Below are 25,759 nucleotides of genomic sequence, written 5' to 3' on the forward strand. Positions count from 1 at the left end.
GGAGCAGAAAGACATTCCTCCACCGTGCCTGCCACACCATCCCCCGACGGCCCCTACGACCTCACCTCACTGCGCGCCGAATCCGTGCGCCGACTGATACGCCTGCGCGATGCACAGCGCCTGACCCACCAGGACATCCGCACCGTGGCTGCCGCCTTCAACGTCCACCGGCACACCGTGCGCGGCTGGATGGACAACGCCGATGCCCACAACGGCACCTACACCCCCAAAGGCCGCCGACGCTTCACCCTTACCCCGGCCCTGCACGACGCCCTGGCCCGCTGGCACGGCAACGTCACCGCCGCCTACCGGGAAGCCAAAGCCGACGGCCTGCTCGGCGATCCGCCCGCCGCGAGCCTGGCGACCTTTCATCGCGCGGTGCACCGGGAACTCTCCCCCGGCCAGCGCGCCGCCCTGGCCGGGGGAGAGCGGGCCCGGCGTCGCCACGACGTGCACCGGCTGCGTCCACACGGGCACCGCAACGAGGTCTGGGAGACCGACCACGTCGAAGCCAGCGTCTTCGTCAACGTCGACGGACGGCGCCGCAAACCGTGGATCACCTGGTTCGTCGACCACGCCACCTGCGTCATCACCGGCCTGGCCATCACTCCCCACCACCCCAGCCAGGAATCCGTTCTCGCCGCCGCCCGCGACGCCATCCTGTGCGGCCAGCATCACCGGTCCTTCGGTGGCGTCCCCCAAAAGGTGCGCGTCGACCGCGGCCGCGACTTCCTCAGCAACGCCGTCGACGAAGCGTTCAAGAAATTCGGCACCGAACTGATCGTCCTGCCGCCCTACAGCCCGCACCTCAAAGGCACGGTGGAATCCCTCAACGCCGCCGTCAAGCACACCCTCTTCAAAGGCCTGCCCGGCTACAGCCACGCCCCGGCAAGCCGCCGCGACAAACGCGGCCACCCTCTGTGGCAGCTGCACGAACTCCTCGAGTTCGAGACCTTCGTCCAACTCGTCCTGGACTGGGTGCAGTGGTGGAACAACGACCACACCCTCGCCCGCCTGCACCGCCGCACCCCCGCCCAGGCCTGGGCCGACGACCTCACCCCCCTGGACACCATCGCCCCCGAAGCCCTGCACACCTACACCCTGCGCAACCCCGGACACCCCCTGAAGATCACCAGCAAGGGCGTCCGCTGGAAAGGCGCCTACTACGTCGGGGACTGGATGCACGGTTACGCGGCCGCCGGTGAACTCGTCCGCCTGCGCCACGAGGCCAACCACTTCCACGAGGTCCACCTCTACGACGCCCACACCCTGGCCTACCGCGGCTGCGCCTACCGCAGCGACGAGTTGAGCCCCCGCGAAGCCAAACGCCTCCAAGGCGCCCGCGAACGCGAAGCCGACCGCTACGCCGCCAAGGCCCGACGCGCCCGCAAGAGCGCCACCGCCCGTTACGCCGCCACCTCCACCCCCGGCCCGCCCCAGCGCCTGAACCGGATCTCCGCAAGCCAGGCCGCCGCCGAACTCCGCGAACTGCGCACCCCCGAGCAGGAGGACACCGGCGACACGCGCCCCGACCTCCTGCACCGGCCCAAACCCTCCGCCACCGGCTGGACCCAGCCCCTGCCCGACACCAAGGACACCCCATGACGACCAGCCCCGACGAACGGCCAGCCACCGGCCCCAACTACCACTACCTGCGCCTGCCCGGGGCCCGCGCCATCCTGACCAAGGCCAGCGAAGAGACCTACGCCAACCTCCTGACCACCCTGCGCGCCGACGGCGGCAACGGCGCCATCATGTGCGTCCACGGCGGCGTCGGCCTGGGCAAGACCTTCGCCGTCAACAGCCACCTCGACGAACTCGCCCCCCACACCACCCTGCGCATCAAACTCAGCTCCGCCAAAATCCAGGCCCTGCGCGAAGCCCTGTACAAGAAACTCGACCTGCCAGGACAGCCACCGGCCGGCAGCACCCGCTGCGAAGCGGCGATCAAAGACGCGCTGCGCGAGACCTCCCGCGTACTCGTCGTCGACGAAGCCCAATGGCTCGACACCCGCACCTTCGAATTCATCCGCGAGCTGTGGGACGACGACGAAACCCGCCTTGCCGTCGTCCTCGTCGGCGCCGAAAGCTGCTACCAGAAGATCAAGAACCGGCCCGCGCTCGACTCCCGCATTCTCATCTGGCAGCGCTACAAACCCCTCACCCCCGGCGAAGTCCTCACCGTCATCCCGCAGTACCACCCCCTGTGGGCGGGCGTCCCCACCGAGGACCTGCTGTGGATCGACGACCTGGCCTGCCACGGCAACTTCCGCCAATGGGCCAAGATCACCTACCTGATCCAGGAACAGCAAGGCGGCCAAGACCCCACCAACCCCAACCCCACCAACCCCGCCGCCCTCGGACACCCGCACTACAGCCGCGACCTGGTACGTGCTGTCCTCAGCCGCCTGGACCCCACCCAGCGCTTCGCCGACTGAACACATCCGGCGAGACGGCGCCGTGTACTACCTGCGCGGAACACGCCCTTGCCCGCAGCGAAGCCCGGCGGAAACTGACGGGCAGCCCCGACCTCTCAAGGCTGCCCCGGGCGGTCGTCCGCGTCAGGCGCCGAGAGGTGAGCGTCGATCCAGGACAGGCCGCCGAGGTCGAGGTGCTGGCGGGCCCGGGTGACGGCGACGTAGGCGAGACGGGCGTCGGTGTCGCTGACGGGCTGCCGGACCGGGCGGCCCTGGTCGTCGTGCTCGTTAGTGTCGTTGGGCGGCGTGAAGTCGCCGCCGATCTGGACGGTGGGCCATTCACGTCCCTTGGCGGAGTGAGCGGTGGAGACGGTGACGTCCGCACAAGCTTCGTCAGCGAGCTGGGCGACAGCCGCGAGGATGGCATCAGGACCATGAGTGTCCACGAGGTCGACGAAAGGCTGCAGGTCGCGCCCTGCGGGGTCGTAAGCGGCGTAGTCCTGCAGCTCGCCCCAGGAGGCGAACAGCACCAGCTCGGGATGGGTGGTACTACGGCCGTCCTTGAGATCACGGGCGGCGCCGGCCAGCGCGGCCAGCTGCCGGCCGCCGCGGGCCAGGGCGACACGGTGGCCGGCGCCGAGCAGCCGCATCACTTCGACCACGGCACCGGTATTCGTCCGGCACAGCACAGCAGCAGGATGCGCGAGCGGGCCGACCTGGGCGGCGAGAGACTCGGTGCCGGTCAGACGGATGGGCGCATCGGCGAGCGCGAGCCACCGGTTGGCCTCCTGCGCGATCCGAGGCCCGAAACGGAACGAGCGGGTCAGCGTGAGCGCCGTGGCATCGAACCCGGTCATGACGTCGCGGGCGCCGCGCCAGCCGTAGATGGCCTGGGCGGAGTCCCCCACCATCACCAGCTGGGCATGGTCGCGCTGGGCTGCGAAGACCTTCTCCAGGACCGGGTTGGTGTCCTGGGCCTCGTCGAGGAAAAGGAAGTCGGTGTCGATGACCGGCTTTTCCAGCGCCCACATCTTCAGGTAGTGGTCGTGTTCGAAACGCACCACACCGTGATCGGGATGGTGCAGGTCGGCCCAGGCTTTGAGAGCGAACGGCATCACCTCGTCGGCGAGTTGTCCGTAGTCCTCGTCCGCGTCCAGGCCGCGCAGACGCGGCACATGCTGGTGGGTCAGGGTTCGGTCGGCGGAGTAGCAGAAGCGGGTCACGGTGCGCAGCACTGTGTGGGACAGCGTCCGAGGGCTGACCTCACGGGAACTGATGCGCAGGGGGCGGGTGATGCCGAGTGCCTGGCCGGTCTTCCAGGCAGGCTGGCGGGGGCTGCTGAGCCGGCGGGCGTAGCGGTGCCCGACGGCGGCGAACGCGAGGGCGTGTGCGGTCTTGCACAGCACCGTGCGGGGAAAACGGGCGGCGGCATCCCGCGCGATGTCTCGGTTGAAGGCGACATAGCGGCCGCGCCGACGGGTGCCGCCTGCGAGCAGAGCGAGCGTGCTGGTCTTCCCCGTACCGGCGCCGGCCTGCAGGACGAGATGGTGACCTGCCTGGAACACGTCGCAGGCGTGCGCCTGTTCGTCGGTGGGCTTATGCAATGAGGGCTCCGCGAGAGAAGAGAAACACCAGGGGACAGGAGAAGACTGCGAGGGGAAGAGGGCCGTAGTTATCGCGGCAGGCCCGGCGGGTGACGGGCACCGCCGGCGCCGTCAGGCCAGGGCCGTGCCACCGCCCGGCCCGGGTGCGGGCCGCGCAAGCAGGACCTCTTCCCAGACTGTGATGGGTGGGCTGGCCCGCGAGGGGGCCCTCCAGGCGCGCAAGGCCCGTGGCCATGCAGCGCTGAGCGACCCTGCGGTCGCCGTCCTCAGGGAGGCGGCGGTCCGGCAGGGCGCGGGCGCCGGACGTCGGCGGGCAGCCGGTTGTGGAGGTACGCGTGGTGGCGCAACGGGTCAAAAGGCTCCCACTCGGTCACCGCCAGGTCGGGAGCCGCAGAGACGGCCTCGTGCTGCTGGCAGCGCTGGGCGCGCCATCGCAGCTGCTCCGCGTAGGGGATGGTGCTGAGGTCGTAGACCGCCATGACCTCAGCGGGCAGGGCCAGCTGACCTGTGGTCGCGGTGGCCGGTACCAGTCTCCAGGTGCCGGCCGGGGCGCCGGGGGAGAACAGGGGACTGGTGCACCGGTGGCGGCGCCGGGTCTGGGCGACGCACTGGATCTCGTCCACCGGGCGGGCGGCGAGGTAGCGGACGTACAGCAGTTGCACGATGGGCCGGGCCGGGCGGCAGGCCCGCGGGCCCGCTGCGGCAGGCGTGGCACCGTCAACCGGGGCCGGGGGAGGGGTGAAGGCGCCAGTGTCGATCCGGCGGCGAGTGTTGACGGCCAGCGCCCGGCGCAGTGCGGCCAGTCCGGGAGGAGTGGACAGGCTTTCCCGGGCCGGGCACACGACCGCGTGCCGCACGCGGCACCAGTTGCTGCCGTCGCCGGCCGGGTAGGCGGCCCCGGAACTGACGTGCCAGCGGCATCCTTCGGGTACCCCGGCGGCCGGCAGCTCGCGAGGGTGGAGGCGGACGGGCTGCTGTGTATCGGTGCCGAGGTGGTACCACTCGATCCGGTTGCCGCACTCGCGACACCGGTCGCCCTGGCCGCAGCGCAGCAGCCGGCTGGCACTGCCGGGGGCAACACGCAGGGACCGCAGAGGCAGAGGCCTGCCGTCCGGGTGCCAGGCGGGGCGAGATGAAAAGGAGCGCATGCGGGCGAACCTGCCAGCCAACACGCCGACTTGGCGCCGGCCGTGCTGAGAGATCGCCCGACCGGCCGCACAAGGTCAGACACCTGCGCGAACAGCAGTTCATGCGTTCGAGGTGCTCTCGCCGGTTCGGGTGGTCTGCGACGGCCGCACGGACGGGTCGTCAGTCCGGGGCGGGGCCGGGCAGGTCATGCCCGCGGCACAGCGTGCTGAACAGCTCATCCAGTGGCGTGGCCAGCGCGTGGGCCAGGGCGTGCCAGGTCTTCAGAGTGCCGATCGTGCGGCCCTGCTCGATCTCGATGAGGGTGCGTCTGGCCAGGCCGCTGCGGGCAGCGAGCTCGTCGTAGCTCCACCCGCGCGCGGCCCGCAGGCGCGCGAGTTCCAACCGCAGCGCGTCGAGGTCCGGATCGGGCGGCAAGATCGTCACCCGTCCATCCGACGGTGCAGACCCCTGCCCTGTCAGTGCAGACCTCTGCCCTACTTTTCCCAGGTGGCAGCGTCACGACAGGGCAGAGGTCTGCACTACGGTGTCCCGGCCGCCCCCACAACCAAGGACGGTGCCAGCCCCAACCACCTGGAGGACCACACGCCCATGAGGCTGCGCACAGCATGTCCGGCACCACCCCGCGCCTGGACCGTGGAACTGCGCCCGCACCCCCGCGGGCTCACCCTCGTATGCCAGCACTGCCCGCCGGGCGCCACACAGATCACCGCAGCTTCCGCCCGCTCAACCGCCCTGGCCCACCTCGCACGACACGCACGCGGCGACCTGCGCCCACCGCACCTGCGCATCTGCCAGTGCCACGAACGCGGCTGCCGCTGGCACCCCCGCCACCGCGGCTGCAATGGCCCCATCAGCCTCCTGCTCGCCTGTGAACGCGGCGGCCGCCTATGGCGCCTCGCCGACGCCTGCAGCGCCTGCGCCGCAGCAACCGCCCAGGCCGCCGTCGTACCCAACACCGTCCTTGCCGCCGCACCCGCGTCACCAGCCACCGCCCGGCGACGCACCGGACGCCACCCCAAAGAACCCGGAGAACGCACCCGGGTCTGCGAAATGCTCAGCTACCTCGCTGCCGCGCTCCCCGACAACACCTCAGCCACTGCACGCCTGCTGGCCCTGCAATGCGCACTGCGCATGACTACCACCATGCAGGTCCGGCTGCCACAAGGCGTACTGCGCAGCCTCCGCCTCGGCAACACTCCCGACCCATGGTGCGAACTGGAACGCGCGCACTGGCTACGCCTTACCGCCGCACACGCCGCCGCCGAGATCACTGCAGAACTCCTCGATGTCACACTCCTCGGCCAAGCCCCCGCCCGCCCTGACCGGCGGCAAGCCGCCGACTGGGCCCTGCGTTGCAGCTCCCCCTCTGCAACGCGCGCAACCGTTCCACTGCCCCAACTGGCAGGCCTCTACCTCGCCGCGCACACGGACCCGCACACGAGCACTGGCCTGGCCGAACTCGACCAGATGGCCCGCGCCTGCGGCACCCAGTCCGCACACCTGCCCACCACCCTGGACCAGCTGGCCGCCGCCCGGCTGCTCGCGACCTGGCGGGCTTGCCCGGAATCAGGAGACCTGCAATGGACCCTTGCACCCGCCACTCCACCCCGCGCCGGTCACCGCCGATAGCGAGAGCCGTGAGAGGACTCCCTGGAGCCGCCCCTGCACCCCCTGGCGCCCTCGAGGCGAGCAGAGCAGTCACGGTGCAGTATCCGAGCACGCTTCGGGGCCGGTGCCGCTGATGCCGTCGTCGAAAACCATCGCCGAGGGCGGGCGCCGCTGTGTGGGGGGCGTGGCCAGGTCATCCGGGCGTTCGCTTCAGGACTTCGCCGCTTTCGAGCCATGCACTGGTTCAGAGGGCAGGATCTTCGGCAGCACCAGTTCTTCGCCTGGGTGTGCGGACGCCCCAGATCAGCTTAGGAGCTCGCACGCGTATTCAGAGTGCTCGAGGCAGCCCCCATGGGGGCTGAGTCTCGGCCAGAAGCAGAGATGAATGTCGCGTACATGACCCATGGTGCCTACGGTGTGACTGCTCGTGCGTTGAGGGTGGGGGTTCATGGGGCCGTAGTTGCTCTGTGACGTGCTCGGGGGAGGGCGCATGCGGTCGCGGGCCAGAGTTTGTCGTGCATTGAGATCTGGCAAGCATCGGCTGGTGACAGCGGGTGCGCTGGTTCTTGCGCTGGCTGCAGGAGCTGTGACGGCTGAGGCTTCGCCACCAGAGCTGGAGCCAGAGCCTTCCCAGAGCGCCGTATCGACGAACGCAGCAGCGTCTCCGGCGCAGGGTCAAGGCCCCCTCGCAAAGGCGGAGGCCGCGGCCACCCAGACCACCACCGACAACGCCGTCTACGCCTACGATGCGGCGGGCCGTCTTGTCGGTGTCACCGATCCCGACGGTGAGACGGCCCGTTATCGCTACGACGAGGCCGGCAATCGGCTTGGCATTGACCGGTACGCCTCCAGCACTCTCACCGTGCTGTCAGTTGTGCCGGTGCGCGCGGCGCCCGGCGCCACAGTCACCATCTCGGGCACCGGCTTCTCCTCCACCGCTGCCAACAACACCGTCACGTTCGGAGGTAGGGCGGCTACGGTCGTCACGGCCTCTGCAACCCGTCTCGTCGCGAATGTTCCATCAGACGCAGCCAGCGGAACAGTGGTTGTGACCGTGGGAAGTTCAAATGCCCAGGCGGTGGAGCAGTTTACGGTGGCCACGGCCGACCCCGTGATCTTGACGGTCGCACCCAGCGCCGGCGTGCCCGGGGATCACATTGTTCTCTCCGGTTCGGGCTTCGCTGCCACGGCTACCGACAACGTGGTGAGGTTCAACGGCATCGTTGCCGCGATCAAGGACCACACCAGCACGTCGCTGACCGTCGAAGTCCCGCCAACCGCCCGTACCGGCAGCGTCGAGCTGGACACTCCGGACGGCTCAGCGACCGCGCCGGGAGACTTTACGGTCACTCAGGATGCAACCGAGGCCCTGTTCGACACCACAGTGCGCGCTTCGACCACGGATCCGGACCCGTCTCAGGTCGCGGTAGTGACCGCCGAGCACAAGGCGCGGGTTCTCTTCAATGCCGAGCGGGGCGACACAATCGGATTCGGCCTTGAGGGAGCGTCCTTTTCCTCGCGTGCCACCACCAGCCTCGTTTCCCCCCAGGGAACGACTCTCGACTCCACCACCTTCCTGTCCACGGCTGCCGACTGGGAGGTGCTCAACCTTCCTGAGTCTGGGACCTATCAGTTCGTCATCGACCCCCAGTCCAGCGACACAGGGTCCGTAGCCGTGTTGCTGTCCAAGCCAGCTACGGGGGAACTGGCCTTCGACGGACCGACGGTGACTACCCAGTTGTCCCGGATGGGCCAAGACGGCGCATGGACGTTCACTGCCGCCCAGGGCGATTCGTTGAGTATCGGAGTCGACGCCACCGCGATGGGTGGTTATCTGGTCTGCTACGTGTACCTCCCGGACGGGACGCGATCCACCTACGTCCCGGTCCCGGACGGAGACACCTACTCGAGAGACATCGACACCCTGCCGCAAAGCGGTCGGTACACGTTCCGCTGTGACCCCAACAACGGCGGCACCGGAACTGTGCAGGTCACCGTCTCTCATTACGTTCAAGCGGGTGTCCTCAGTGCCACTGGTGCATCCACGACCGTGGCCCTCGCACGACCCGGCCAGGACGGCATCGCGACGTTCACCGCACAGGCCGGCGATTACGTGAGTGTGGCCGGCACCGGGACCACCATGCCGACCTACGCCACAACGTCGATGACCGCGCCTGACGGCACCTATATCGCCAGCTTCACCTCGGCACCTGGTCGCAACACCGACTGGGATAGCGGGGTGCTGACGCAAAGCGGCACCTACACAGTCCGTGTCGCAGGCAGGTTTATCGAAACCGGCAAGACGACGCTGACCCTGTCGAAGGCGTCCGATGCGGGCCTGGTCCCCCTGGGCGGAGCCGCTGTCACGGCATCGGCGACCCGGCCCGGGCAGGACATGCTCGCCTCCTTCACTGCGCAAGCAGGTGATGATCTTTCATTGGGTTTGACAGCGAACACGTTCACCCAGAGCCTGCCGGTCACCATTCTGGCGCCGTCCGGCGCCACGGTGATCAGCAACCGCCGGATCTCAGCTGGTGCTTCGGGCACGATCGCTTTGACCGATGTCGCTGAATCGGGCACCTACAAGATCCTCATCGATCCCAGCAGTCTCGCCACTGGCACCATCAAGCTGAACCTCGCGCCAGCGACGACAACTGCCATGGCCGACGCCTTCACCGCAAATGTGCCGCGCCTGTCGGTGAAGGCCGCGTGCCGAGTGCAGTACATGGCGGATCACTTCTATGTCCCACTGCCGGATTGGTTCGAGGTCCGGGCCGATCGGTGCGATGACCTTGAGCGGCACGCTGAGGCAAAAGCGGAGAAGGACAAGAAGGCGGCCGGTGCACTTCCGCAGGGCCCGGATGCCTGGCAGCCGAGTGCGGCGAACCTGAAGGGCCGTGACTGGATCACCGGTCGCGGAGCGGCCCCTCAGGCTCCGGCCCGGCTGCGCGCCCCGCCTGGCAGCACCGCGTTGACCGGCCATGTCCTGAAACTCGACGGTACGCCGCTCGCCAAGGTCACTGTCCGGGTCGGAAAGAAGACCGTCCGCACCGACGCCCACGGCCGCTTCGTCCTGGCCGGCATCAGAGCGGACTCCACCACCGCCGTCGTGGACGGTACGAGCGCGAACACCAGAACACGCACATACGGCCGCTACGACATCCGCATCCATCCCGTGGCAGACAAAAGCACGGACCTGGGGTTCCCGGTTTGGATGACCCCGTTGGACACCAAGCACACCGTGACCTTCGACGCCCCCGCGAAGACCAACATCACGCTGACCACCCCGCAGATCCCCGGTCTGGAGGTGCGCCTCCCCAAGGGCTCTGTCGTGCGCGACGAACACGGCAAGACCGTCACCGAACTGGGCATCACTGCCATCCCGGTGGACCGTTCGCCCTTCCCGCTGCCCGAGAACAGCGTGGTACCGGTCTTCTTCACAGTGCAGCCCGGCGGCACGTACGTCTTCCCCGAGGGCGCGCAGATCGTCTACCCGAACTACACGCACGAAGCACCAGGGGCCCGTATCGACTTCCTGGCCTACGACCCAGGGAACAAGGGCTGGCACACTTACGGCCACGGCACGGTCACCCGTGACGGGAAGCAGGTCGTACCTGATGAGAAGACGCGGATATGGGCCTTCCACGGCGCCATGCTCAGCGTCTCCGACGCGATCCCGTTCGACCTGTCCGCCGTCGCGGACATTTTTGACTGGCTGTCGGGCGACCCGGTCGACCTGCAGACCGGACTGCTCACCGATTCCCGCACCGACCTTGGCGTCTCCGACCCGCTGGGTTCGGCCGAGGTCACCCGCACCTACTGGCAGGGCGATAGCCGCTCCCGCGCCTTCGGCATAGGCCGTGACCTGTCGTACAACCTGTACCTGCACTCCCGACACCTCTACACAGAGGTGGACTTGTACATCCCGGGCGGCCAGAAGGTTCATTTCGTCCGGACATCACCCGGTGGCGCCTACGGCGACGCGGTCTTCGAACCCGAAGGCACCCCCACCACCCTGAACGGCGCCAAGATCCAACAGGAATCGGGCGGTTGGCATCTTCGCCTACGCGACGGCACCGACTACATCTTCCCCTGGTACGGCCCGCTGAAAGAGATCCGCGACCGCCACGGCAACACGATCCGCCTCACCCGCTCCAACGGTTCCAAAGGCGACATCACCACCATCGTGACACCGGGTGGACGCTGGATCACTCTGACGTACGACGACAAGCACCGCGTCACCAGCGCACGGGACAACACCGGCCGCACGACCTCGTACGCCTACGACAGCAGGGGACGCCTGGAGACGGTCACCGACCCGACAGGGAAGGTGAGTAGCTATACCTACGACGGCACCTCAAACCGCATCGCGACCGCCAGGGATGCCCGCGGCATCGTCTACATGACCAACACCTACGACGCCGACGGCCGGGTCAAGAACCAGATCCTGACCGAGGGCGCGGAGTACTCCTACGACTACACCCACACCGGCACCGGCCAGATCACCGCAACACAGGTCGTCCAACCAGGCGGCTCAGTGCGCAGAACGGAGTTCGACGACGCCGGCTACGGCGTCTCCGACACCACTGCGTACGGCACATCGCTGGAACGCAAGACCAGCTACGAACGCGGCACGAATCACCGAATCGCTGCCGTCGTCGACCCGCACGGACGGCGCACAGAGCTGGCATACGACACGATCGGGCACCTGACTTCCGCCCTGGAACTGGCCGGTACAGCCGACGCCCGCTCCTCGGGCACCACATCCTTCGACGGCCCGTACGACCAGCCCACCAAGATCACCGACGCCCTGGGAAACACAACCGTCCTCACATATGGCACAACGGGCGATCTCCAGACCTCAACAGACCCGGAAAGCCGCACGACCGCCTTCACCTTCGGTACCGACGGCCAGATCAAAACGGTCACAGACGCAGCGAACGCCGTCACCGAATACACCTACACCCACGGTGACCTGGCGTCTGTAAAAGACCCCACGGGCCGTGTCACCCACCAGTTCACCGACGCGGCTGGACGCATCAGCGCACTGACCGATGAAGCAGGCTCGCTCACCGCGGTCGCCTACGACAAGCTCAACCAGGTCCGCGAGGTTTCCGACCCGCTTGGCAACAGCACCGCCTTCGGCTACGACGCGAACGGCAACCTCACCACGCTGACCGATGCGCGTGGCAACAGCACCAGCTGGGCGTATGACGACGCCGATCGCCTTGCATCGGCCACTGATCCCGTCGGCGCACAAGCCCTGTTCGAATACGACGCAGCCGGCTTCATGAACAAGGCCACCAGCCGGTCCGGACTGTCGGCCACAGCCACCTACGACCCGCTCGGCCGTCCCAAGACCGCCAGCTACGGGGTCAACGCCTTGGGGCAAGCCGAATCAACCGTCTCCTACACCTACTACGACAACGACCTGCTCAAGCAGATAACCGACAGCCAAGCCGGCATCCAGAGCTTCACCTACGACGCCTACGATCGCCCCGCCACCATCACCGGCCCTACGGGCACGGTCAGTTACGGCTACGACACAGCCGACCGTCGCACCCTCATGACCGCAGCCGGCACTACAACCACCTACGGCTACGACAAATCGAGCATCCTGACCTCCGTCAAGACCGGGAGCCAGGAAGTCACATTTGGCCTGGACGCCACGGGCCTGGAGAAGACCGCGCACTTGCCTGGTGGCATCACCCGCACGACCGGTTATGACGACGCCGGAATCGTTATGTCCATCGCCTATACCCAAGGCTCAGACACAATCGGCGACCTCACCTACACACGGGACACCCGCGCCCTGCAGACCGGCCTCACCGGCTCGCTGGCCCAAGTTGCCCTGCCAGCAGCCGAAACCGGGACACAGTTCGGCAAGGACAACCGCATCACCACCTATGACGGGAGGGCCTTCAACTACGACAGCGACGGCCAGCTCACGGACGACGGTCTCCGCACCTACACCTGGAACGCACGCGGCGAGCTCACCGGACTGACACGCAGTGGGGCCACCTCATCGTTCGGATACGACCCGCTCGGCGCCCGGATCTCCAAGGCCATTGGCGGCGTGACCAGCCGATACCTCACCGACGGCTCCAACCCGCTGGCGGAACAGACCAGTTCAGGAGATACCACTGCCACCACGGCCATGTCGGGACTGGACGAGTTCCTCACCCGCAGCGAGAGCGACAAAACCCAGATTTACCTGACCGATGCACTCGGCACCGTGGTCGGCCTGGCCGACACCGACGGCTCGATCGCCACCACGTACGCCTACGACCCCAACGGAGCGCCCACCGGCTCCGGCGCAACATCGTCCAACCCGTACACCTTCACCGGCCGCGAGGACGATGGCACCGGGCTGCTCTATTACCGCGACCGCTACTACGACCCCGAGACCGGCCGCTTCATCTCACAGGACCCCATAGGTCAGGCCGGCGGCACCAACCTCTACCAGTACGCCCTGTCCTCGCCCACCACCTTTACCGACCCCACGGGCGACAACCCCATGGTCGCCGGATGCATCGTGGGCGGCCTCGTGGACGGTGGCCTGGACTGGCTCTCCCAGCGCCTGTCCGGCCGCAAGGTCAACTGGGGTCAGGTCGGCAAAGCCGCCGCAGCCGGCTGCCTCGGCGGCATGCTGGGAGCGGGACTTGCCGCTAAGGCGGGGGCGAGGGCAGGTAGTTGCGTCAAGCCGAACAGCTTCACCGGCGACACCGCGGTGCTCATGGCCGACGGCACCCGCAAGCCGATCAGCGACGTCGCCATCGGCGATGCCGTGATCGCCACCGACCCGGAAACCGGGGAGACCGGGCCCCGCAAGGTCACCACCTTGATCAGGGGAGCCGGAGAGAAACAACTCGTCGACATCACCGTCGACACCGACGGCGACGCCGGATCCGAAACCGCCACGGTCACCGCCACCGACGGGCACCCGTTCTGGGTACCTGCACTCCACCAGTGGCTCGACGCGAGCGACCTCGAATCTGGGCAGTGGCTGCAGACCAGCGCCGGCACCTGGGTGCAGATCACAGCCGTCCGGCACCAGGTCCGCTTGACCGCCGTCTACAACCTCACCGTCGACGGCCTCCACACCTACTTCGTCGCTGCAGGCGGCCTGGACCTCCTGACCCACAACGCCACCTGCATCCTGGGACTCACAGACGACATCAGGGTCTACAGGAACGCAAGGCCGGAGGTCGACTTCGGGGACGACATCCTCAACCTCCGCGGCACCATGAACGGCGCAAGGGGCGGCAAGGGCGTCGGCGCCTGGAACTGGACACGCAACAAGCGCTTCATCGACGATGCACTGGCCAGTGGCAAGACGATCCGTCTGGTGACCGATCCCAACAAGCCTCTCTACATCGGAGGTAACGCCTACCAGCGGGAACTCAAGTACCTCAGGGACAAGGGGTACGGCTGGCGCAAGGTGGGTGAATACTGGGAGGTTTTCAGAGTCAGGCCCTAGTCCAGCCGAGAAAACCGAATGCAGGAGGTCCCGTGGTTCCGACAGCGAAGGTCTTCTTCGAGGAGGTCCGAACGGCCTGCGCCTCCACGGCGGCCAGCCTGGGACTCAGTGGTCCCGACGAGACCGATGAAATCATGCCATGTTCCGACTACAAGGGCACAGTTGTCCAATACAGCCTCTCTCTCAATGAATCAGAGGGAACAGTGAGATGCAGCGCCATGACCGAGACGGACACCGTCATGCTGACACTGAACATTGAGCCTCTGGCCATGGCACTTGGAGTTGTGGAAAAGCGCGGCGGTGTCTCCTACAGCGCCCGAAACCTGAAGCAACTCAGGAAATCCATCCAAGGACAGATCGACTACGTCCAGCGCGTACACCCGTTCTTCACCGACGCCGCCACTGCCGAGAGCCTGATGCGCCAAGCCGGTGCCCGTGAGTGGCGAAAAGGCGGCGCGTAGTGACAGTTGTGATGGGTGTAGCCACGTCAAAGCCCGGGCTGTGAGGTCGTTGAGATGAGTCGGTTCACGATGTCAGCGAGTCACTCAGAAAGAATTGCGATCAAGGGCGCTCTGTGACGACAAGTAGACGGAGGATCCTCCGTGCCTCGATCGCCGCCACCGCCGTTGGAACCGGTAGCCTCGCACTTGCCGGAGCCATGGCGCTGCACGGCGACTCCGCTGACCAAGACGGAACGCCGGCCCATCTGCGCGGCACAGCACCACTGCCCTACGCCCAGATCATCGCTCTTGATCTTGTGCCAGGCCGAGACCGCCCTGACCGAGCACTACGTTCCGCACAGCGCACTGTCGCAGCGCTCGACGGCAAGTCAACAATCGCTTGGCTGGCGTTAGGTGAAAGCCTAATTTCCGAAACTTCGGACAAGCCGCGATACCTCAAACGCATGCCAGCGTTCGCGGGCGATGTGCTGGATCCAAAGCAGTCTCATGGCGATCTCCTCCTTCAGATCACCGGAACTTCCGCCCGTGCTCTGCGTGCAACAGTCGAGCAGATACTACGCGCCCTGCCGCAATGGCAGGTGCGATGGAGCATGAAAGGGGATCGCCCGGAGAACCGCATCGAAGACGGGAAGGGGCTGTTCCGGAATCCGTTCCACTTCACTGAGGGATATGGGAATCCGGATACACGTGCCGAGACCATAGAGCGGTCCACCATCCAGGATGGGCACGGTGAGCCCGCCTGGGCGGTGGGAGGCAGCTACCAAGTCATACGGATCATCAGGCTGGCGACTTCCTTCTGGGACCGCGACACCGGCCATGAACAAGAACGCGTGATCGGCCGCCACAGAGATGGACGCTGGCTCGATGGCACCCCCGACACCGAACGGCCGGTCTTTGCCGCTGACCCGCACGGCAGAAACACACCGCTTGACGCACATGTCCGCAGGGCGGCCCCAGATCGACGCAGCCCTCCGATGATGGTGCGGCGCGGCTACAACTATCACCGAGGCCCCGAAGATCAGGGCCTCATCTTCTCTTGCTTCCAGAGAGACCTGGCCGAGGGCTTTGAGGCCGTGCAGATGCGACTGGAGGGAGAAGCCATGGCCAAATACGTTCTCACCATTGGAGGAGGCTACTTCTTTGTCCCACCACCAGGCGAACTATGGATGGATGCAGCTCTGTGAGCCGCTCCGGGCCTCATGGAGGCTCCGGACTGTCCCGAGTTGGGTGGAGCCGAGTTTTGGTTTCCGGTTACTGGCGTGGGCGAAGTTCGTACTCCACTGAGTGAGCCTGCCCAGCGCAGAGTGTCTGCGCGGGCGGTTGTGCAGCGTCTGGCGTGAAGTGCCGTACCGGGCCGCGGCTTCGCCGATAGGAGAGCCGTCGAGTACCTAAGAGCTGTCCCGCAAATGGTCGGTGGGGCGTGGCGCCAGGTGGTGAGCGGATACTCGCGAGACTCCGACGTGGCAGCTGTGGCAGCCTGCGGACATGCCAGAGCTGCGCGTTCATGCAGGCCGCCACTACGCCGTCCAGTTCCACTACGCCTTGCCGGACGACGCCTGGTGTGTGGAGCTGAGCGAGGCCGTCCCGGCGCCGGCTTCGTGGGCTGACATTCCCAATGCAGAGACGCACCTGCCAGGAACTGCGTTCGTGGTGGCGGTGATACCTGACGAGGACTCAAGTCTGGAGCCGACCGTTCACATCCACAGCCACGACGAGCACGTCATCCCCTACGAGATCATGCGCTGGTTCATGGAGCAGGTGGCCGAGCAGGTTGAACGCTGCCGCCTCGCGTTCGAGCAGGGAGCACCTGAAGCAATGGAATGATCGCGCAGTGAGTGGTGTGATCACGGCGTCGGAACCTTCCTGGATAGCCCCGTTCAGCGGCCTGAGCCCGCGGCAGTTCGGCAAGCTGATCACCGCGTTACGACGCGAGGGCGTAGACCCCGTCCGCAAGGGACGGCCATGGAGCCTGCCGCTGGAGGACCGGGTCCTGCTGGTCGCCGCGTACTGGCGGACGAACCTGACATTGCGGCAGCTCGCCCCGCTCTTCGGCATCTCGAAGTCGGCAGCGGATCGCATCATCGACCACCTCGGGCCCTCGCTGGCTCTGCAACAGCGCAAGCGGTTCCGCAAGGACACCGTGCTGATCGTGGACGGCACCCTGGTGCCAACCCGCGATCACACCATCGCCGAGCAGTCGAAGAACTACCGTTATTCGACCAACCACCAGGTCGTCATCGACGCTGACACCCGACTGGTCGTCGCGGTCGGCCAGCCCCTGCCCGGCAACCGCAACGACTGCAAGGCATGGGAGCTTTCCGGCGCAAAGGACGCCGTCGGCAAGACCACGGTCATCGCGGACGGCGGCTACCGCGGCACGGGCCTGGTCATCCCGCATCGACGCGAACGCGGCCAGACCGAACTGCCAGCTTGGAAAGAGGAACACAACGCCTCCCACCGCAAGGTCCGGGCCCGCGTCGAGCACACCTTCGCGCATGAAGACTTGGAAGATCCTCCGCGACTGCCGCCTCAAAGGCGACGGCGTCCGCTACGCCATGCTCGGCATCGCCCGCCTGCACAACCTCACCCTCACCGGGTGACGGAGAAGCCAGCAGGTCATCCGACACGTCAGAGATCATTTACGGGACAACGCTTAGACGCGGTTAGCTTGACGGCGGACGTCGAGCCACTGGCCATCGCCGTCGGCTTTGTGGAGAAGCGCGGCGGCCTCTCCTACAGTGCCCGGAACCTGAATCAGTTGCGGGCATCACTCCAAGGCCAGGCCGACTACGTACGACGTGTGCATCCTTTCCTCACTGACCCTGCCACAGCCGAGAGCGTGATGCGTAATGCTTATGCTCGTGAACGGATTCGGCGCGATTCATCGTGACCGGAGTCAGGCGGCACTGCTGCTCATCGACGGAACACCCGCCTAGGGGCGTCGATCCGTAGATGGCTACTGCGGCGACCCCGCAAGTGCAGTTCGGTGTCGATCGCGGTGAGAGAACCGCCATCGACACCGAACGGCCTAATCCGCCAGGCCACGGCTGAGAGCGACGCGTTCACCGAAGCCACGACATGGACAGCTCACCGTTGACGGTTCGCTGGAGCGGGGTGAGCTCCCCGGCTCGGCCGGGGTGTGAGGGGCATGGTCGCTCACCGGTCGGTGCCCATGGAGGCCATGTCGGCAAGACCCGGGATACCTCGGCGCTCCTGGCGAGGGCCACCGTCAGGTCGTTAGCGCGGCCAGGCGGCGCAGGCGAGATCCATAGGAGCCGCCCCACCGTGTCGGTCGCCGCCCGCACGTTAGTCCGCGCTGACAGCACTTGTGAGAGTAGCGCGGCCATCGCCGCCACGGTCGGTTGGGGACGCCATGAACCCGAAAGGAATGGTGAGTTGAATGCAGGAAGACTGGTTGGATGGCTTCTCGCGCTGGCTGTTGGCTGCCGGATATGAACGCGTAGATGTCGAACTCGATGGTCCTTTCGGAAATATCTTGATCCGATTCGAGGGTGAAGAGTGTGAGGTGATTACAGGGAGGGAGAAGCTGCAGTGGTATATCGGTATTGCCCCCAAGGGTGGCAGGCCAGTTATGATGCCTCGCGTATGGGCTAGTTATCTAGATGGGGTGGAGCCTGATGTTCGCGACGCGGAGCGTCTGGAATGGCAACTTGAATTTATCTACAGCCGTTTGACGGAGGTAGAAGAAGTTGCGGCTCGAGACAGCGACGTTGGCGATAAGCTCCGCGCTATAAATCGTAAGCTAGTAATGGATCGATTGAGGCTGGGTCCTGACATGAAGAGGCGTAAGAATGAGTAACGCAATGAGCCATTCAGCGTCACCGCTCCCGGGTGGACCTTGCCACAGTCGAGAACGCGATGCGGAATGCCGATGCCCGCGAATGGAGCTGGCGCGCCCCATTGTGATCTTCTAGCACTAGCCCAGCTGCCGTCCGACCGTGAGGCCACCGGCAGGGCATGAAGGCGTCGCTGCAAGCCTCTACGGAGAGTGGGTTGAGGAGGGCTATACAGATACCGGAAAGATTCGCCGCGAGGATGTCGGATGATGCCATCTGGGCGGAGAACATGAAATTCCTTGACCGAGGTATCTCCAAGGGCCACGGATTCCGGCTCGCCAGTTCTCCCAGCAGGGCAAAGGCGGGGACCGGATTCCAAAAGGAGAATCTCTATCTCCTCAGCAAGGGATATGTGTTCACCCCGAGCAGGAACGCCATGGTCCCAGGCATCGGTGCGAGGAGGTGAGATGAACTATGGCCCGTTGGCGTGGGTCAGCCACCGGCTATCTCCAGCAGGCGTTCGGTCTGGCGGACCACGTAGTCGGCGCAGGCGTCCACCTTGTTGTCGTGCCGAACGACGTCCGTGTACCCGTGGTCGTAAACGCCGACCTCTCCGTCCTCCTTCATGTACAGGAGGGGGGTGGTCCTCCTGTTATCGGAGTAGAGCTGCCAGTCTTTGATCAGCTCGGGTCGGCGTCGCAGGCGTTCGGTCACCAACCGGGTGAATCCTGCTTTTTCCAGACGAGGCGGATTGGCCTCCTCAAGAAGTTGCAGTGGACTCTTGGAGCCTTCCTTGTAGTCGCGTGGCAAGTTCAGGAGACGGTCGAGCCAGTCCTCGTCAGCAGGCATAGCACCAGTATGCCGCCGGCTCGGCGGGGTAGGAGGGCTTTGGGGAAGCCGCCGTCGAGCGAGGCAATTCGAAGGGCCACGGACCTCGTCACCAGTTCGCCGAGTAAGGCCACGTCGGGACCGGTCTCCAGACGGAGGTGCTCGAGGGTGGCGACGGCAGGCTGTTTTGGAAGCCGCGGGCAGGTCAGGGCCTGTCCTGAACGGAGGTGGCTGTGCCCGGTTTTGTCGTAGAGCTGGGCCAAGCCAGAGGAGTGGGGCCAACTGCACCGACCCGTCCAAAGTCGGGAGCCTGATGCGCAAAGCCGGGGCTGATGAATGGCGTCGACAGGGTACGTCGTGATCCATGCTTCGGTCTTGCGGCTGTGGCTTCATGGGGAGCGAAAAGGATAATTTGCGGCTGCACAAGGAAAGCGAGGGTGGAGGCGCGTGGCTCGACGCAAGGTCAACTTCTTCGACGAGGTTCGTACAGCCTTCGCTGAACTGGCAGACGACCTCAGGCTCGCAGGGCCTGAGGAGAGCGAACGAATCGCACCGAGTTCTCACTACAAGGGCGCTAGAGTTGAGTATCGGATCTTGCTCGATGTCATGGAGGGGACTGCTTCCTGTGACGTCGAAATCGCCACCGACACCGTCGACCTGACAGTGGACATCGAGCCGCTGGCCATAGCAACTGGGGTTGTTGAAAAGCGCGGCCGTATTTCCTACAGTGCCCGAAACCTGAATCAGTTGCAGAAATCGCTGCGAGGGCAGGCCGACTACGTGCGGCGTGTGCATCCGTTCCTAGCCGACCCTGTCACAGCTGCGCGCCTGATGCGGGAAGCCGGTGCTCGTGAGTGGATCCGGCCCGACCAATCGTGATCCGGGACCACCAGCCCAACCTCCTTCCCAGAGGCAGAACACTCAGCTGGTGGAGCCGATCGGTCGACGGCTATCGGCCGATAACGCAAGCGCAGCTCGGTGCTGATGACTTGGGACCGCCATCGACACCGAGCGAGTGAATGGGCTGCGCCGATGCTCCAAGGGTCTGCGGAGTGCCGGGTGAGGACGGCGTGTGCAAAGCTCGTGGCGTCATACCCGAATTTGCGACATCAACGCCTCAGTTGAAGTGACTGCTGGCCGTCCTACTCGCTGCTCAGGAGCCACTGCGACAGTCGTTCTCGCCCGCAAGCGTGCCGTGACCGTGCGCACGCTGCTCTGGGCCGGTCGGGAGGGGGATCTGCCTGCGGTGCGTACCTTCCTCGGGGACGACCTCGTCCGCGCTGACGAGCGAGGTGGCGTGCTGGTCCTGAGGATCCGCACGATGGAGCGGGGCGCGGAGCCGGATGAGATCCCGCCCGGCTGGGTGCTGATCGAGGGGGTGCGCGGCGAGCACTACGCCTGCGAGGGCGCCATCTTCGCCGAAACCTATGAGGTGGTCGACGCCGACACGGTGCCCCACGCGGACCGGGCCACCATCTTGCGTGAGGCCGCCGACGCGATCGAGGAAGACCAGGCCCGCGAGGAACGCGAGGAGCGTAACCGGCGCGGAGGGCTCGCCAAGGATACGATCCTGCGGAGCACTGCCGTGCGTGCGAAAGCCGACCTGCTGCGCCGCATGGCCTCGGCCCAGCAGTAACCGCCGTTCAATCTGGCTCTGGCAAGTCCTACGGCAACCCGTGCACGTGCGGTCCCACCGCGTTCGACCAGGCGTTCCCGGCCGACGCGTCCCAGTTGGTCGACCAGGTCATCGCGCCCCGCAGGTCCGGATAGGTCTTGGACGGCTTGAAGGAACCGCAGCCGGTGCCCTTCGTCAGACAGTCCAGGGCGTTGTTCACGACGGTCGGTGACACATACCCGCTGCCGGCGCCGCTCGTCGAGGCGGGCAGGCCCAGCCCCACCTGGGACGGGGCGAGTCCGCCCTCCAGCTGGATGCAGGCGAGCGCGGTGAGGAAGTCGACCGAGCCCTGCGAGTGCACCTTGCCGTCGCAGCCCAGCATCGAACCGCTGTTGTAGTACTGCATGTTAACGACGGTGAGGACGTCCTTGATGTTGAGCGCGGTCTGGAAGTAGCCGTTCGACGTCGACTGCATGTCGATCGTCTGCGCTGAACGGGAGCCGTCCGCTGCCCGAGGCAACCTACCCCGACTTCACCCCCAAGCTGTGGGGCTTGGCCGGGAACCGACGGAGCCTCGAGCGTGATCGCAGTGCGATGCGGATGCCCCAAAGACCTACACCCCCATGAGATTGGCGGGGAAGTCGGGATGGTTTGCGAAGAACTGTGCCTCGCCACGCATCCAGTTGAGGGATTCCAGTGACGCCTCAATGTCGTTGTGGACTAGGGACGCGGTGAGGCGGCCGTACGCCTCGCCAAGCAGCCGGTGATGTTTCGGCGCCCGCTCGGCCTCCTCGAACCGCGACTGCAAGAAGTCGTACCAGAGTCCTGCCTCGGTACGCAGAGAATCCCCGGCCGTCCCGCCGAAAATGCCCCGCGCCTGCTCGGCTGTCATGATCCGGGCATCGGTCATGCCTGTTCACCTTTCCCCAGGGGGACGGTAGGTGTCCCTGACACATCTGCCGGGCTCAACGAGCGGTTGGCGCGTTGCGCACGCCGGCTTCGTCGGTCCGGTTGACGCAGATATTCCTCGGCGAGTCCGCCGGACCGCAGTCCGGGCGGCCCCGGGAGTTGGAAACCTCACCGAAGGCGCGGACGAGGCATAGTCGGACTGGCTTGGGTCCAGGGGTACCGCCCGGGGCGCGCTGTCCCTGGATGACAGCCGTCTTCTCTCAGCGGGCGAGGGTGACTTCGACGGGGCTGTTCGGGCATTCGCTGAGGATGTCGGTCAACTCGGCCTGTTCGGCGGTGTCGATGGCCAGGCCCCACCGGGTTTTGATGGTGATCCAGTCGGTGGCGTAGGTGCAGTGGTAGCCGGCGGCCGGGGGCTGCCAGGTGGCGGGGTCCTGGTCAGCTTTGGAGCGGTTGCTGGTGGCGGATACCGCGATCAGGGCGCGGGGGTCGTCGAGGTCGTTGGCGTAGGCCTGGCGTTCGGCGGAGGTCCAGGCGGAGGCGCCGGAGTCCCAGGCTTCGGCGAGCGGGACCAGGTGGTCGATGTCGAGGGCGCGGGCGGCGGTGAAGTAGGTGTCGTCGTACGGCGAGTACCAACTGCCACCGGTGAGTGCGCAGTTCGGGCCCTGTTCGGGGGCGGTGACGGCTTCGTCGAGGAGCACTTCGGCGCGGGTGGTGCATCCGTCGCGGTCGGCGTCGATCCAGTGGCGGAACTTGGTGCGTTCGTAGCCGGTGCGGTCTTCGTCCTGGACGGGGAGGGCGGCCAGCGCCTCGCGGACGGGTGCGGCGATGGTGTCGCCGGGAGCAGCGTGCGCGCCGCCGACGGCGTGCGCGGTGCTGGGGGTGAGCGGGGCGGTCAGAGCGCAGACGGCGGCGGCCGCGGCGGCGGTGCGGGCAAGACGCACGGAGCAGGGTTCCTCTCGAAGATCACCAACAGGTCCGGGATCTTCGTAGCGGCAGGGGGACTCCTCGCGTGCGGGCTTCGGTGCTTGGCTCACTCTCCTGGGCGGGTAAGTCGCATCATCGATCCGCGTGTTCCCAGGCGCCCTGCTGCTGGTAGGGGCGCCGGCCAGTCCTCAGCGTTCGGCGGCACGCGACGAATTCCCGGCGGCTGGGGTGGGAGAAGGTGCTGGTTCGCCGCGCGAGGCGGGCGCTTTAGTGCCAGACTGGCCGGGTGCCCGCCAGGCTCCTTCGTCTTGGCGGGCAAAGCCGTGCTCCGGGCCGGGCGCGCGAGGCCGTGCTCAGTGGCACGAGACCCCGGCCGTGTCATGACAAGCCGACCGGGGTCCTGTGGTGCACTTCGTTGACCAGCCGGTCCAACGACTGACCGACGGCTGGCGTCACGCTGTCCCGAACAGTGGCACGTCGCCCGGCGCGATGTCGGTGCGGCTAGCTGGTACCAGGCACGTATTCCAGGGCTGCGGTATTCCTGCGCCAGTAGGGCCTCTTGGCGACGGGTGCTGGGTGGCGCCAGCGGCCGACGCTGTCTCTGGCGACATCCACGCTGACTTCGGCGACGCGGGCCGACCCATGAGCCTGACCGTGAGTCTCGCGTCCCTCGGGTCGCGGTCAAGGGGAGGTGTGAAGCGGCGACGGTGTTCCTGGCCCGGGTGGCGGGGGCGCCGATCGGCTGATCGGCGCCCCCGCCACCTGACGGACTACTGGTGTTGGACCGTCTTGAAAGATTCCAGGTGTGGGTCCGAGCCGGTCGGGCCCGTGCGGGTCACGGTGTCCGGCTGACCGCCGTTGGTCCGGGCCGCGTAGGTGCTCTGCAGGGACGTTGCCGGGATGACGCCGTTGTAGTACGGGTGGTACACGAACTGGCTCGCGCTCGCGCTGATCGCGGCGCCCGCGGTGTCCAGGGCGGCCTTGGCGACCGAACCGGTGCCGCCAAACGCGATCACGGAGTTCGTGCTCGCCGACTCGCGCAGCAGGTAGCTCTTGACCTCGCTGGAGAGGCTGTCCTTGGCGGTCCACAGGACGGGCCCGAAGACGTTCATGGCCGCACCAGCGGAGACGCCGCCGCGCCAGGAACTGGTGTAGGCGAGTGCGGCGGTGCTGGGCGCGGACCACCAGAACTTGGCGATGGCGACCGAGGTGGCCTCGTTCGTCGGCGCCGTGATCGGGTAGTACGAGAACGTCGACGGCCAGTTGGAGAAGTACGTGTGCGTCAGGGCGTACTTCGCCGAGGAACCCACCGTGATGATCATGGTGTTCTTCGGGTTCAGGCTGTTCAGGTATGACTTCACCGACGAGGTCAGCGAGTTGCCGTTGTTGAGCACGACGCTGCCCGCGCTGCTCGTGCCGTCGGCCCCGGCAGCCGCGGCGGCCGCGAGCGCCGAGTGGTAGTCGGTGCCGGTGGCCAGGAAGACGTACTTCGGGCTGCTCGTCACCGACTTGGCGACGGCGACCGAAGTGGCGTAGCGGTCGGTGCCGGACAGCCGCTTCGGGGTGAAGCCGAGCGAGCTGACCTGCGAGGAGACCGTACTGGTCAGGATGGACGTGCCACCGATGAGGTAGACGTTCGAGCCCGGCTTCAGGGTGCGCTTGAGCTCGTTCTTCACCGCGGTCGTCAGGCCGCTCTTGGTGGTGCCCAGGACCGGGCCGTGCTTCTTGCCGGCGAGGGCGGGCGCGGTGAGCGAGTACGCCGAGTCGTCGCGGTTGATCAGCACGGCGGCCTTGGCATCCATCAGGCCCGGGACCTTGGTGCCGCCGTAGGTGTTCCAGGTCCAGCGCGAGGAGGCGATGTTGCTGGCGTAGACGTCGGAGCCCCAGACACGGCCCGCGGAGTTCTTGCGCAGCGGCTGCCAGCTGGGGTTGCTGCCCTTCGGCGTGCCGGGGATCGCGGTCGGCGTCCCGGTGGCCACGTCGACGTACTCCGTGGTGTGCACGTCGGAGCTGTCGCCGGACGTGTGGACGTCGGCGATGATCCGGGCGCCGGTCGGCGACCAGGACGGGTTCGCGTAGCCGCGGCCGTCGGTGGTGATCTGCTTGGCGTCGGTGCCGTCGGCGTTCGCCGTGAACAGCTGGCCGTTCACGCTCCGCACGAACGCGAGCTTGGTGCCGTCCGGGGAGAACGCCGGCTGCACGGCGTCGGCGATGACGCGCTTGACCGTCTTCGCGGACGAGTCGTAGACCCACACACCGTCGTTGTCATAGCAGCCGTAGTTGATGCGGCGGGAGAAGGCCACCAGGCCGTTCGGGCTGACCGTCGGGTCCTCGTCGCACACGGAGGCCGGCTCCTGGGTGGCCGACAGCAGGGGCTTGGGGGCCCACGCGCCGTCGGAGGGGCCGTAGACGAGCTGACCGCCGGTGGAGTAGACGATGTAGCGGCCGCCCCACCAGAAGGCGATGTCTTTCTGCTCGGCGCTGGAGCGCACGCCCGTCGCCCAGGGCAGGCTGAACCGCGAGCTGCCGTCGGGCCGTTCGCTGGCGAGCCGGCCCCCTTCGGAGACGATCCGGCTGCCGTCCGGAGCCCAGACCGCGTAGTCCCCCGTGTGGGTGCCCACCTGGGTGGCGGTCCCGGTGGCCGGATCGACCAGCGTCGGGCCGTCGGTGAGGATCTTGCCCTCGGTGCCCGGCCAGGGCCCGGCGTCGTCGGCGGCGGCGCCCGGAGCGCCGGCCAGCGTGCCCACCGCGGCGAGCGCCGCCGCGGTCGCGAGCACCGCGGCACGGCGGCGCGTGAACTGTCTCAAGTTGTTGACCCCCCATGGATCACGAACACAGGCCCCGTACAGGGGCGGAGTAACTGTAGATGCCACGGGGACGCATGGGAACATAGTTTCGAGGGAAGGGTCCTACCTTTCGCATGCGGCCGCTCGCCCCAGCAGCAGCTCCCGATCCCGCTCGTTG

At 66.7% G+C, this 25,759-nt stretch carries 18 protein-coding genes and 2 pseudogenes; 12 read left to right on the forward strand and 8 right to left on the reverse strand.

Annotation, left to right across the window (positions count from 1 at the left end; all coding sequences use genetic code 11):
- The first annotated feature begins 24 nt into the window (after positions 1 to 24).
- Both ACIHIX_RS39430 and ACIHIX_RS39435 read left to right on the forward strand, forming a co-directional pair.
- On the forward strand, positions 25 to 1,605 hold the full coding sequence (locus ACIHIX_RS39430; protein ID WP_399965068.1) for a transposase family protein: 1,581 nt from the start codon (positions 25 to 27) through the stop codon (positions 1,603 to 1,605).
- Positions 1,602 to 2,438 (forward strand): AAA family ATPase, encoded by an 837-nt coding sequence (locus tag ACIHIX_RS39435; RefSeq protein WP_399965070.1) that lies wholly within the window; start codon positions 1,602 to 1,604, stop codon positions 2,436 to 2,438. The genes ACIHIX_RS39430 and ACIHIX_RS39435 overlap by 4 nt, the downstream gene beginning before the upstream one ends.
- Positions 2,439 to 2,533: 95 nt before the next feature.
- On the opposite strand, the gene ACIHIX_RS39440 is transcribed toward ACIHIX_RS39435, so the two are convergent.
- The 3 genes from ACIHIX_RS39440 to ACIHIX_RS39450 all read right to left on the reverse strand — a co-directional run bounded on the left by ACIHIX_RS39440 (position 2,534) and on the right by ACIHIX_RS39450 (position 5,593).
- Positions 2,534 to 4,021 (reverse strand): UvrD-helicase domain-containing protein, encoded by a 1,488-nt coding sequence (locus ACIHIX_RS39440; protein WP_399965072.1) that lies wholly within the window; start codon positions 4,019 to 4,021, stop codon positions 2,534 to 2,536.
- A gap of 266 nt (positions 4,022 to 4,287) precedes the next feature.
- On the reverse strand, positions 4,288 to 5,169 hold the full coding sequence (locus ACIHIX_RS39445) for a DUF6083 domain-containing protein (RefSeq protein WP_399965074.1): 882 nt from the start codon (positions 5,167 to 5,169) through the stop codon (positions 4,288 to 4,290).
- Between the two features lie 160 nt (positions 5,170 to 5,329).
- The gene (locus ACIHIX_RS39450) at positions 5,330 to 5,593 is read right to left on the reverse strand and encodes a helix-turn-helix transcriptional regulator (RefSeq protein WP_399965075.1); all 264 of its coding nucleotides are present in this window, start codon (positions 5,591 to 5,593) and stop codon (positions 5,330 to 5,332) included.
- Positions 5,594 to 5,656: 63 nt separating this feature from the next.
- Here ACIHIX_RS39450 and ACIHIX_RS39455 point away from each other — a divergent pair, with 63 nt between their 5' ends.
- The 8 genes and pseudogenes from ACIHIX_RS39455 to ACIHIX_RS39490 all read left to right on the forward strand — a co-directional run bounded on the left by ACIHIX_RS39455 (position 5,657) and on the right by ACIHIX_RS39490 (position 18,982).
- On the forward strand, positions 5,657 to 6,799 hold the full coding sequence (locus ACIHIX_RS39455) for a hypothetical protein (protein ID WP_399965077.1): 1,143 nt from the start codon (positions 5,657 to 5,659) through the stop codon (positions 6,797 to 6,799).
- Between the two features lie 523 nt (positions 6,800 to 7,322).
- Positions 7,323 to 14,258: an RHS repeat-associated core domain-containing protein gene (locus tag ACIHIX_RS39460; protein WP_399965079.1), complete on the forward strand. Its 6,936-nt coding sequence runs from the start codon at positions 7,323 to 7,325 to the stop codon at positions 14,256 to 14,258.
- 32 nt (positions 14,259 to 14,290) lie between these two features.
- Complete coding sequence (locus tag ACIHIX_RS39465) at positions 14,291 to 14,719, forward strand: hypothetical protein (protein WP_399965081.1); 429 nt, start codon at positions 14,291 to 14,293, stop codon at positions 14,717 to 14,719.
- 197 nt (positions 14,720 to 14,916) lie between these two features.
- A complete protein-coding gene (locus ACIHIX_RS39470) occupies positions 14,917 to 15,903 on the forward strand; it encodes a Dyp-type peroxidase (protein ID WP_399965084.1) in 987 nt (328 codons plus the stop codon).
- 301 nt (positions 15,904 to 16,204) lie between these two features.
- Positions 16,205 to 16,543 carry a hypothetical protein gene (locus ACIHIX_RS39475; protein ID WP_399965086.1) on the forward strand — a complete coding sequence of 113 codons (339 nt, stop codon included), beginning with the start codon at positions 16,205 to 16,207 and terminating at the stop codon, positions 16,541 to 16,543.
- Between the two features lie 7 nt (positions 16,544 to 16,550).
- Positions 16,551 to 17,319: pseudogene (locus ACIHIX_RS39480) on the forward strand (transposase).
- Between the two features lie 800 nt (positions 17,320 to 18,119).
- On the forward strand, positions 18,120 to 18,539 hold the full coding sequence (locus ACIHIX_RS39485; protein ID WP_399965088.1) for a hypothetical protein: 420 nt from the start codon (positions 18,120 to 18,122) through the stop codon (positions 18,537 to 18,539).
- 158 nt (positions 18,540 to 18,697) lie between these two features.
- Positions 18,698 to 18,982 carry a hypothetical protein gene (locus ACIHIX_RS39490; RefSeq protein WP_399965090.1) on the forward strand — a complete coding sequence of 95 codons (285 nt, stop codon included), beginning with the start codon at positions 18,698 to 18,700 and terminating at the stop codon, positions 18,980 to 18,982.
- A gap of 26 nt (positions 18,983 to 19,008) precedes the next feature.
- Here the strand turns inward: ACIHIX_RS39490 and ACIHIX_RS39495 are convergent, their stop codons facing one another.
- Positions 19,009 to 19,365 carry a hypothetical protein gene (locus ACIHIX_RS39495; RefSeq protein WP_399965092.1) on the reverse strand — a complete coding sequence of 119 codons (357 nt, stop codon included), beginning with the start codon at positions 19,363 to 19,365 and terminating at the stop codon, positions 19,009 to 19,011.
- Positions 19,366 to 19,791: 426 nt separating this feature from the next.
- On the opposite strand from ACIHIX_RS39495, the gene ACIHIX_RS39500 reads away from it, so the two are divergent.
- The gene (locus ACIHIX_RS39500; protein WP_399965094.1) at positions 19,792 to 20,223 is read left to right on the forward strand and encodes a hypothetical protein; all 432 of its coding nucleotides are present in this window, start codon (positions 19,792 to 19,794) and stop codon (positions 20,221 to 20,223) included.
- Positions 20,224 to 20,539: 316 nt separating this feature from the next.
- Positions 20,540 to 20,980: a hypothetical protein gene (locus tag ACIHIX_RS39505; protein WP_399965095.1), complete on the forward strand. Its 441-nt coding sequence runs from the start codon at positions 20,540 to 20,542 to the stop codon at positions 20,978 to 20,980.
- 28 nt (positions 20,981 to 21,008) lie between these two features.
- On the opposite strand, the pseudogene ACIHIX_RS39510 reads toward ACIHIX_RS39505, so the two are convergent.
- The 4 genes and pseudogenes from ACIHIX_RS39510 to ACIHIX_RS39525 all read right to left on the reverse strand — a co-directional run.
- A pseudogene (locus ACIHIX_RS39510) lies at positions 21,009 to 21,446 on the reverse strand (chitinase); the annotation flags it as partial.
- A 126-nt stretch (positions 21,447 to 21,572) separates the two neighbouring features.
- A complete protein-coding gene (locus tag ACIHIX_RS39515; RefSeq protein WP_399965097.1) occupies positions 21,573 to 21,869 on the reverse strand; it encodes a hypothetical protein in 297 nt (98 codons plus the stop codon).
- Positions 21,870 to 22,128: 259 nt separating this feature from the next.
- Positions 22,129 to 22,812, reverse strand: a complete 684-nt coding sequence (locus ACIHIX_RS39520) for an HNH endonuclease family protein (protein ID WP_399965099.1) — start codon at positions 22,810 to 22,812, stop codon at positions 22,129 to 22,131.
- Between the two features lie 753 nt (positions 22,813 to 23,565).
- Positions 23,566 to 25,602 carry a cell wall-binding repeat-containing protein gene (locus ACIHIX_RS39525; RefSeq protein ID WP_399965101.1) on the reverse strand — a complete coding sequence of 679 codons (2,037 nt, stop codon included), beginning with the start codon at positions 25,600 to 25,602 and terminating at the stop codon, positions 23,566 to 23,568.
- Positions 25,603 to 25,759 lie beyond the last annotated feature (157 nt).

Source organism: Streptomyces sp. NPDC051913, from assembly GCF_044593635.1.
GTDB lineage: Bacteria > Actinomycetota > Actinomycetes > Streptomycetales > Streptomycetaceae > Streptomyces.

Excerpts from the sequence above, each read along its gene's own strand:
- ACIHIX_RS39435 (WP_399965070.1), top strand. The coding sequence starts at position 1,602 with ATGACGACCAGCCCCGACGAACGGCCAGCCACCGGCCCCAACTACCAC.
- ACIHIX_RS39445 (WP_399965074.1), bottom strand. The coding sequence starts at position 5,169 with ATGCGCTCCTTTTCATCTCGCCCCGCCTGGCACCCGGACGGCAGGCCT.
- ACIHIX_RS39470 (WP_399965084.1), top strand. The coding sequence starts at position 14,917 with ATGGCGCTGCACGGCGACTCCGCTGACCAAGACGGAACGCCGGCCCAT.
- ACIHIX_RS39475 (WP_399965086.1), top strand. The coding sequence starts at position 16,205 with ATGCCAGAGCTGCGCGTTCATGCAGGCCGCCACTACGCCGTCCAGTTC.
- ACIHIX_RS39485 (WP_399965088.1), top strand. The coding sequence starts at position 18,120 with ATGCAGGAAGACTGGTTGGATGGCTTCTCGCGCTGGCTGTTGGCTGCC.
- ACIHIX_RS39490 (WP_399965090.1), top strand. The coding sequence starts at position 18,698 with ATGAAGGCGTCGCTGCAAGCCTCTACGGAGAGTGGGTTGAGGAGGGCT.
- ACIHIX_RS39495 (WP_399965092.1), bottom strand. The coding sequence starts at position 19,365 with ATGCCTGCTGACGAGGACTGGCTCGACCGTCTCCTGAACTTGCCACGC.
- ACIHIX_RS39515 (WP_399965097.1), bottom strand. The coding sequence starts at position 21,869 with ATGACCGATGCCCGGATCATGACAGCCGAGCAGGCGCGGGGCATTTTC.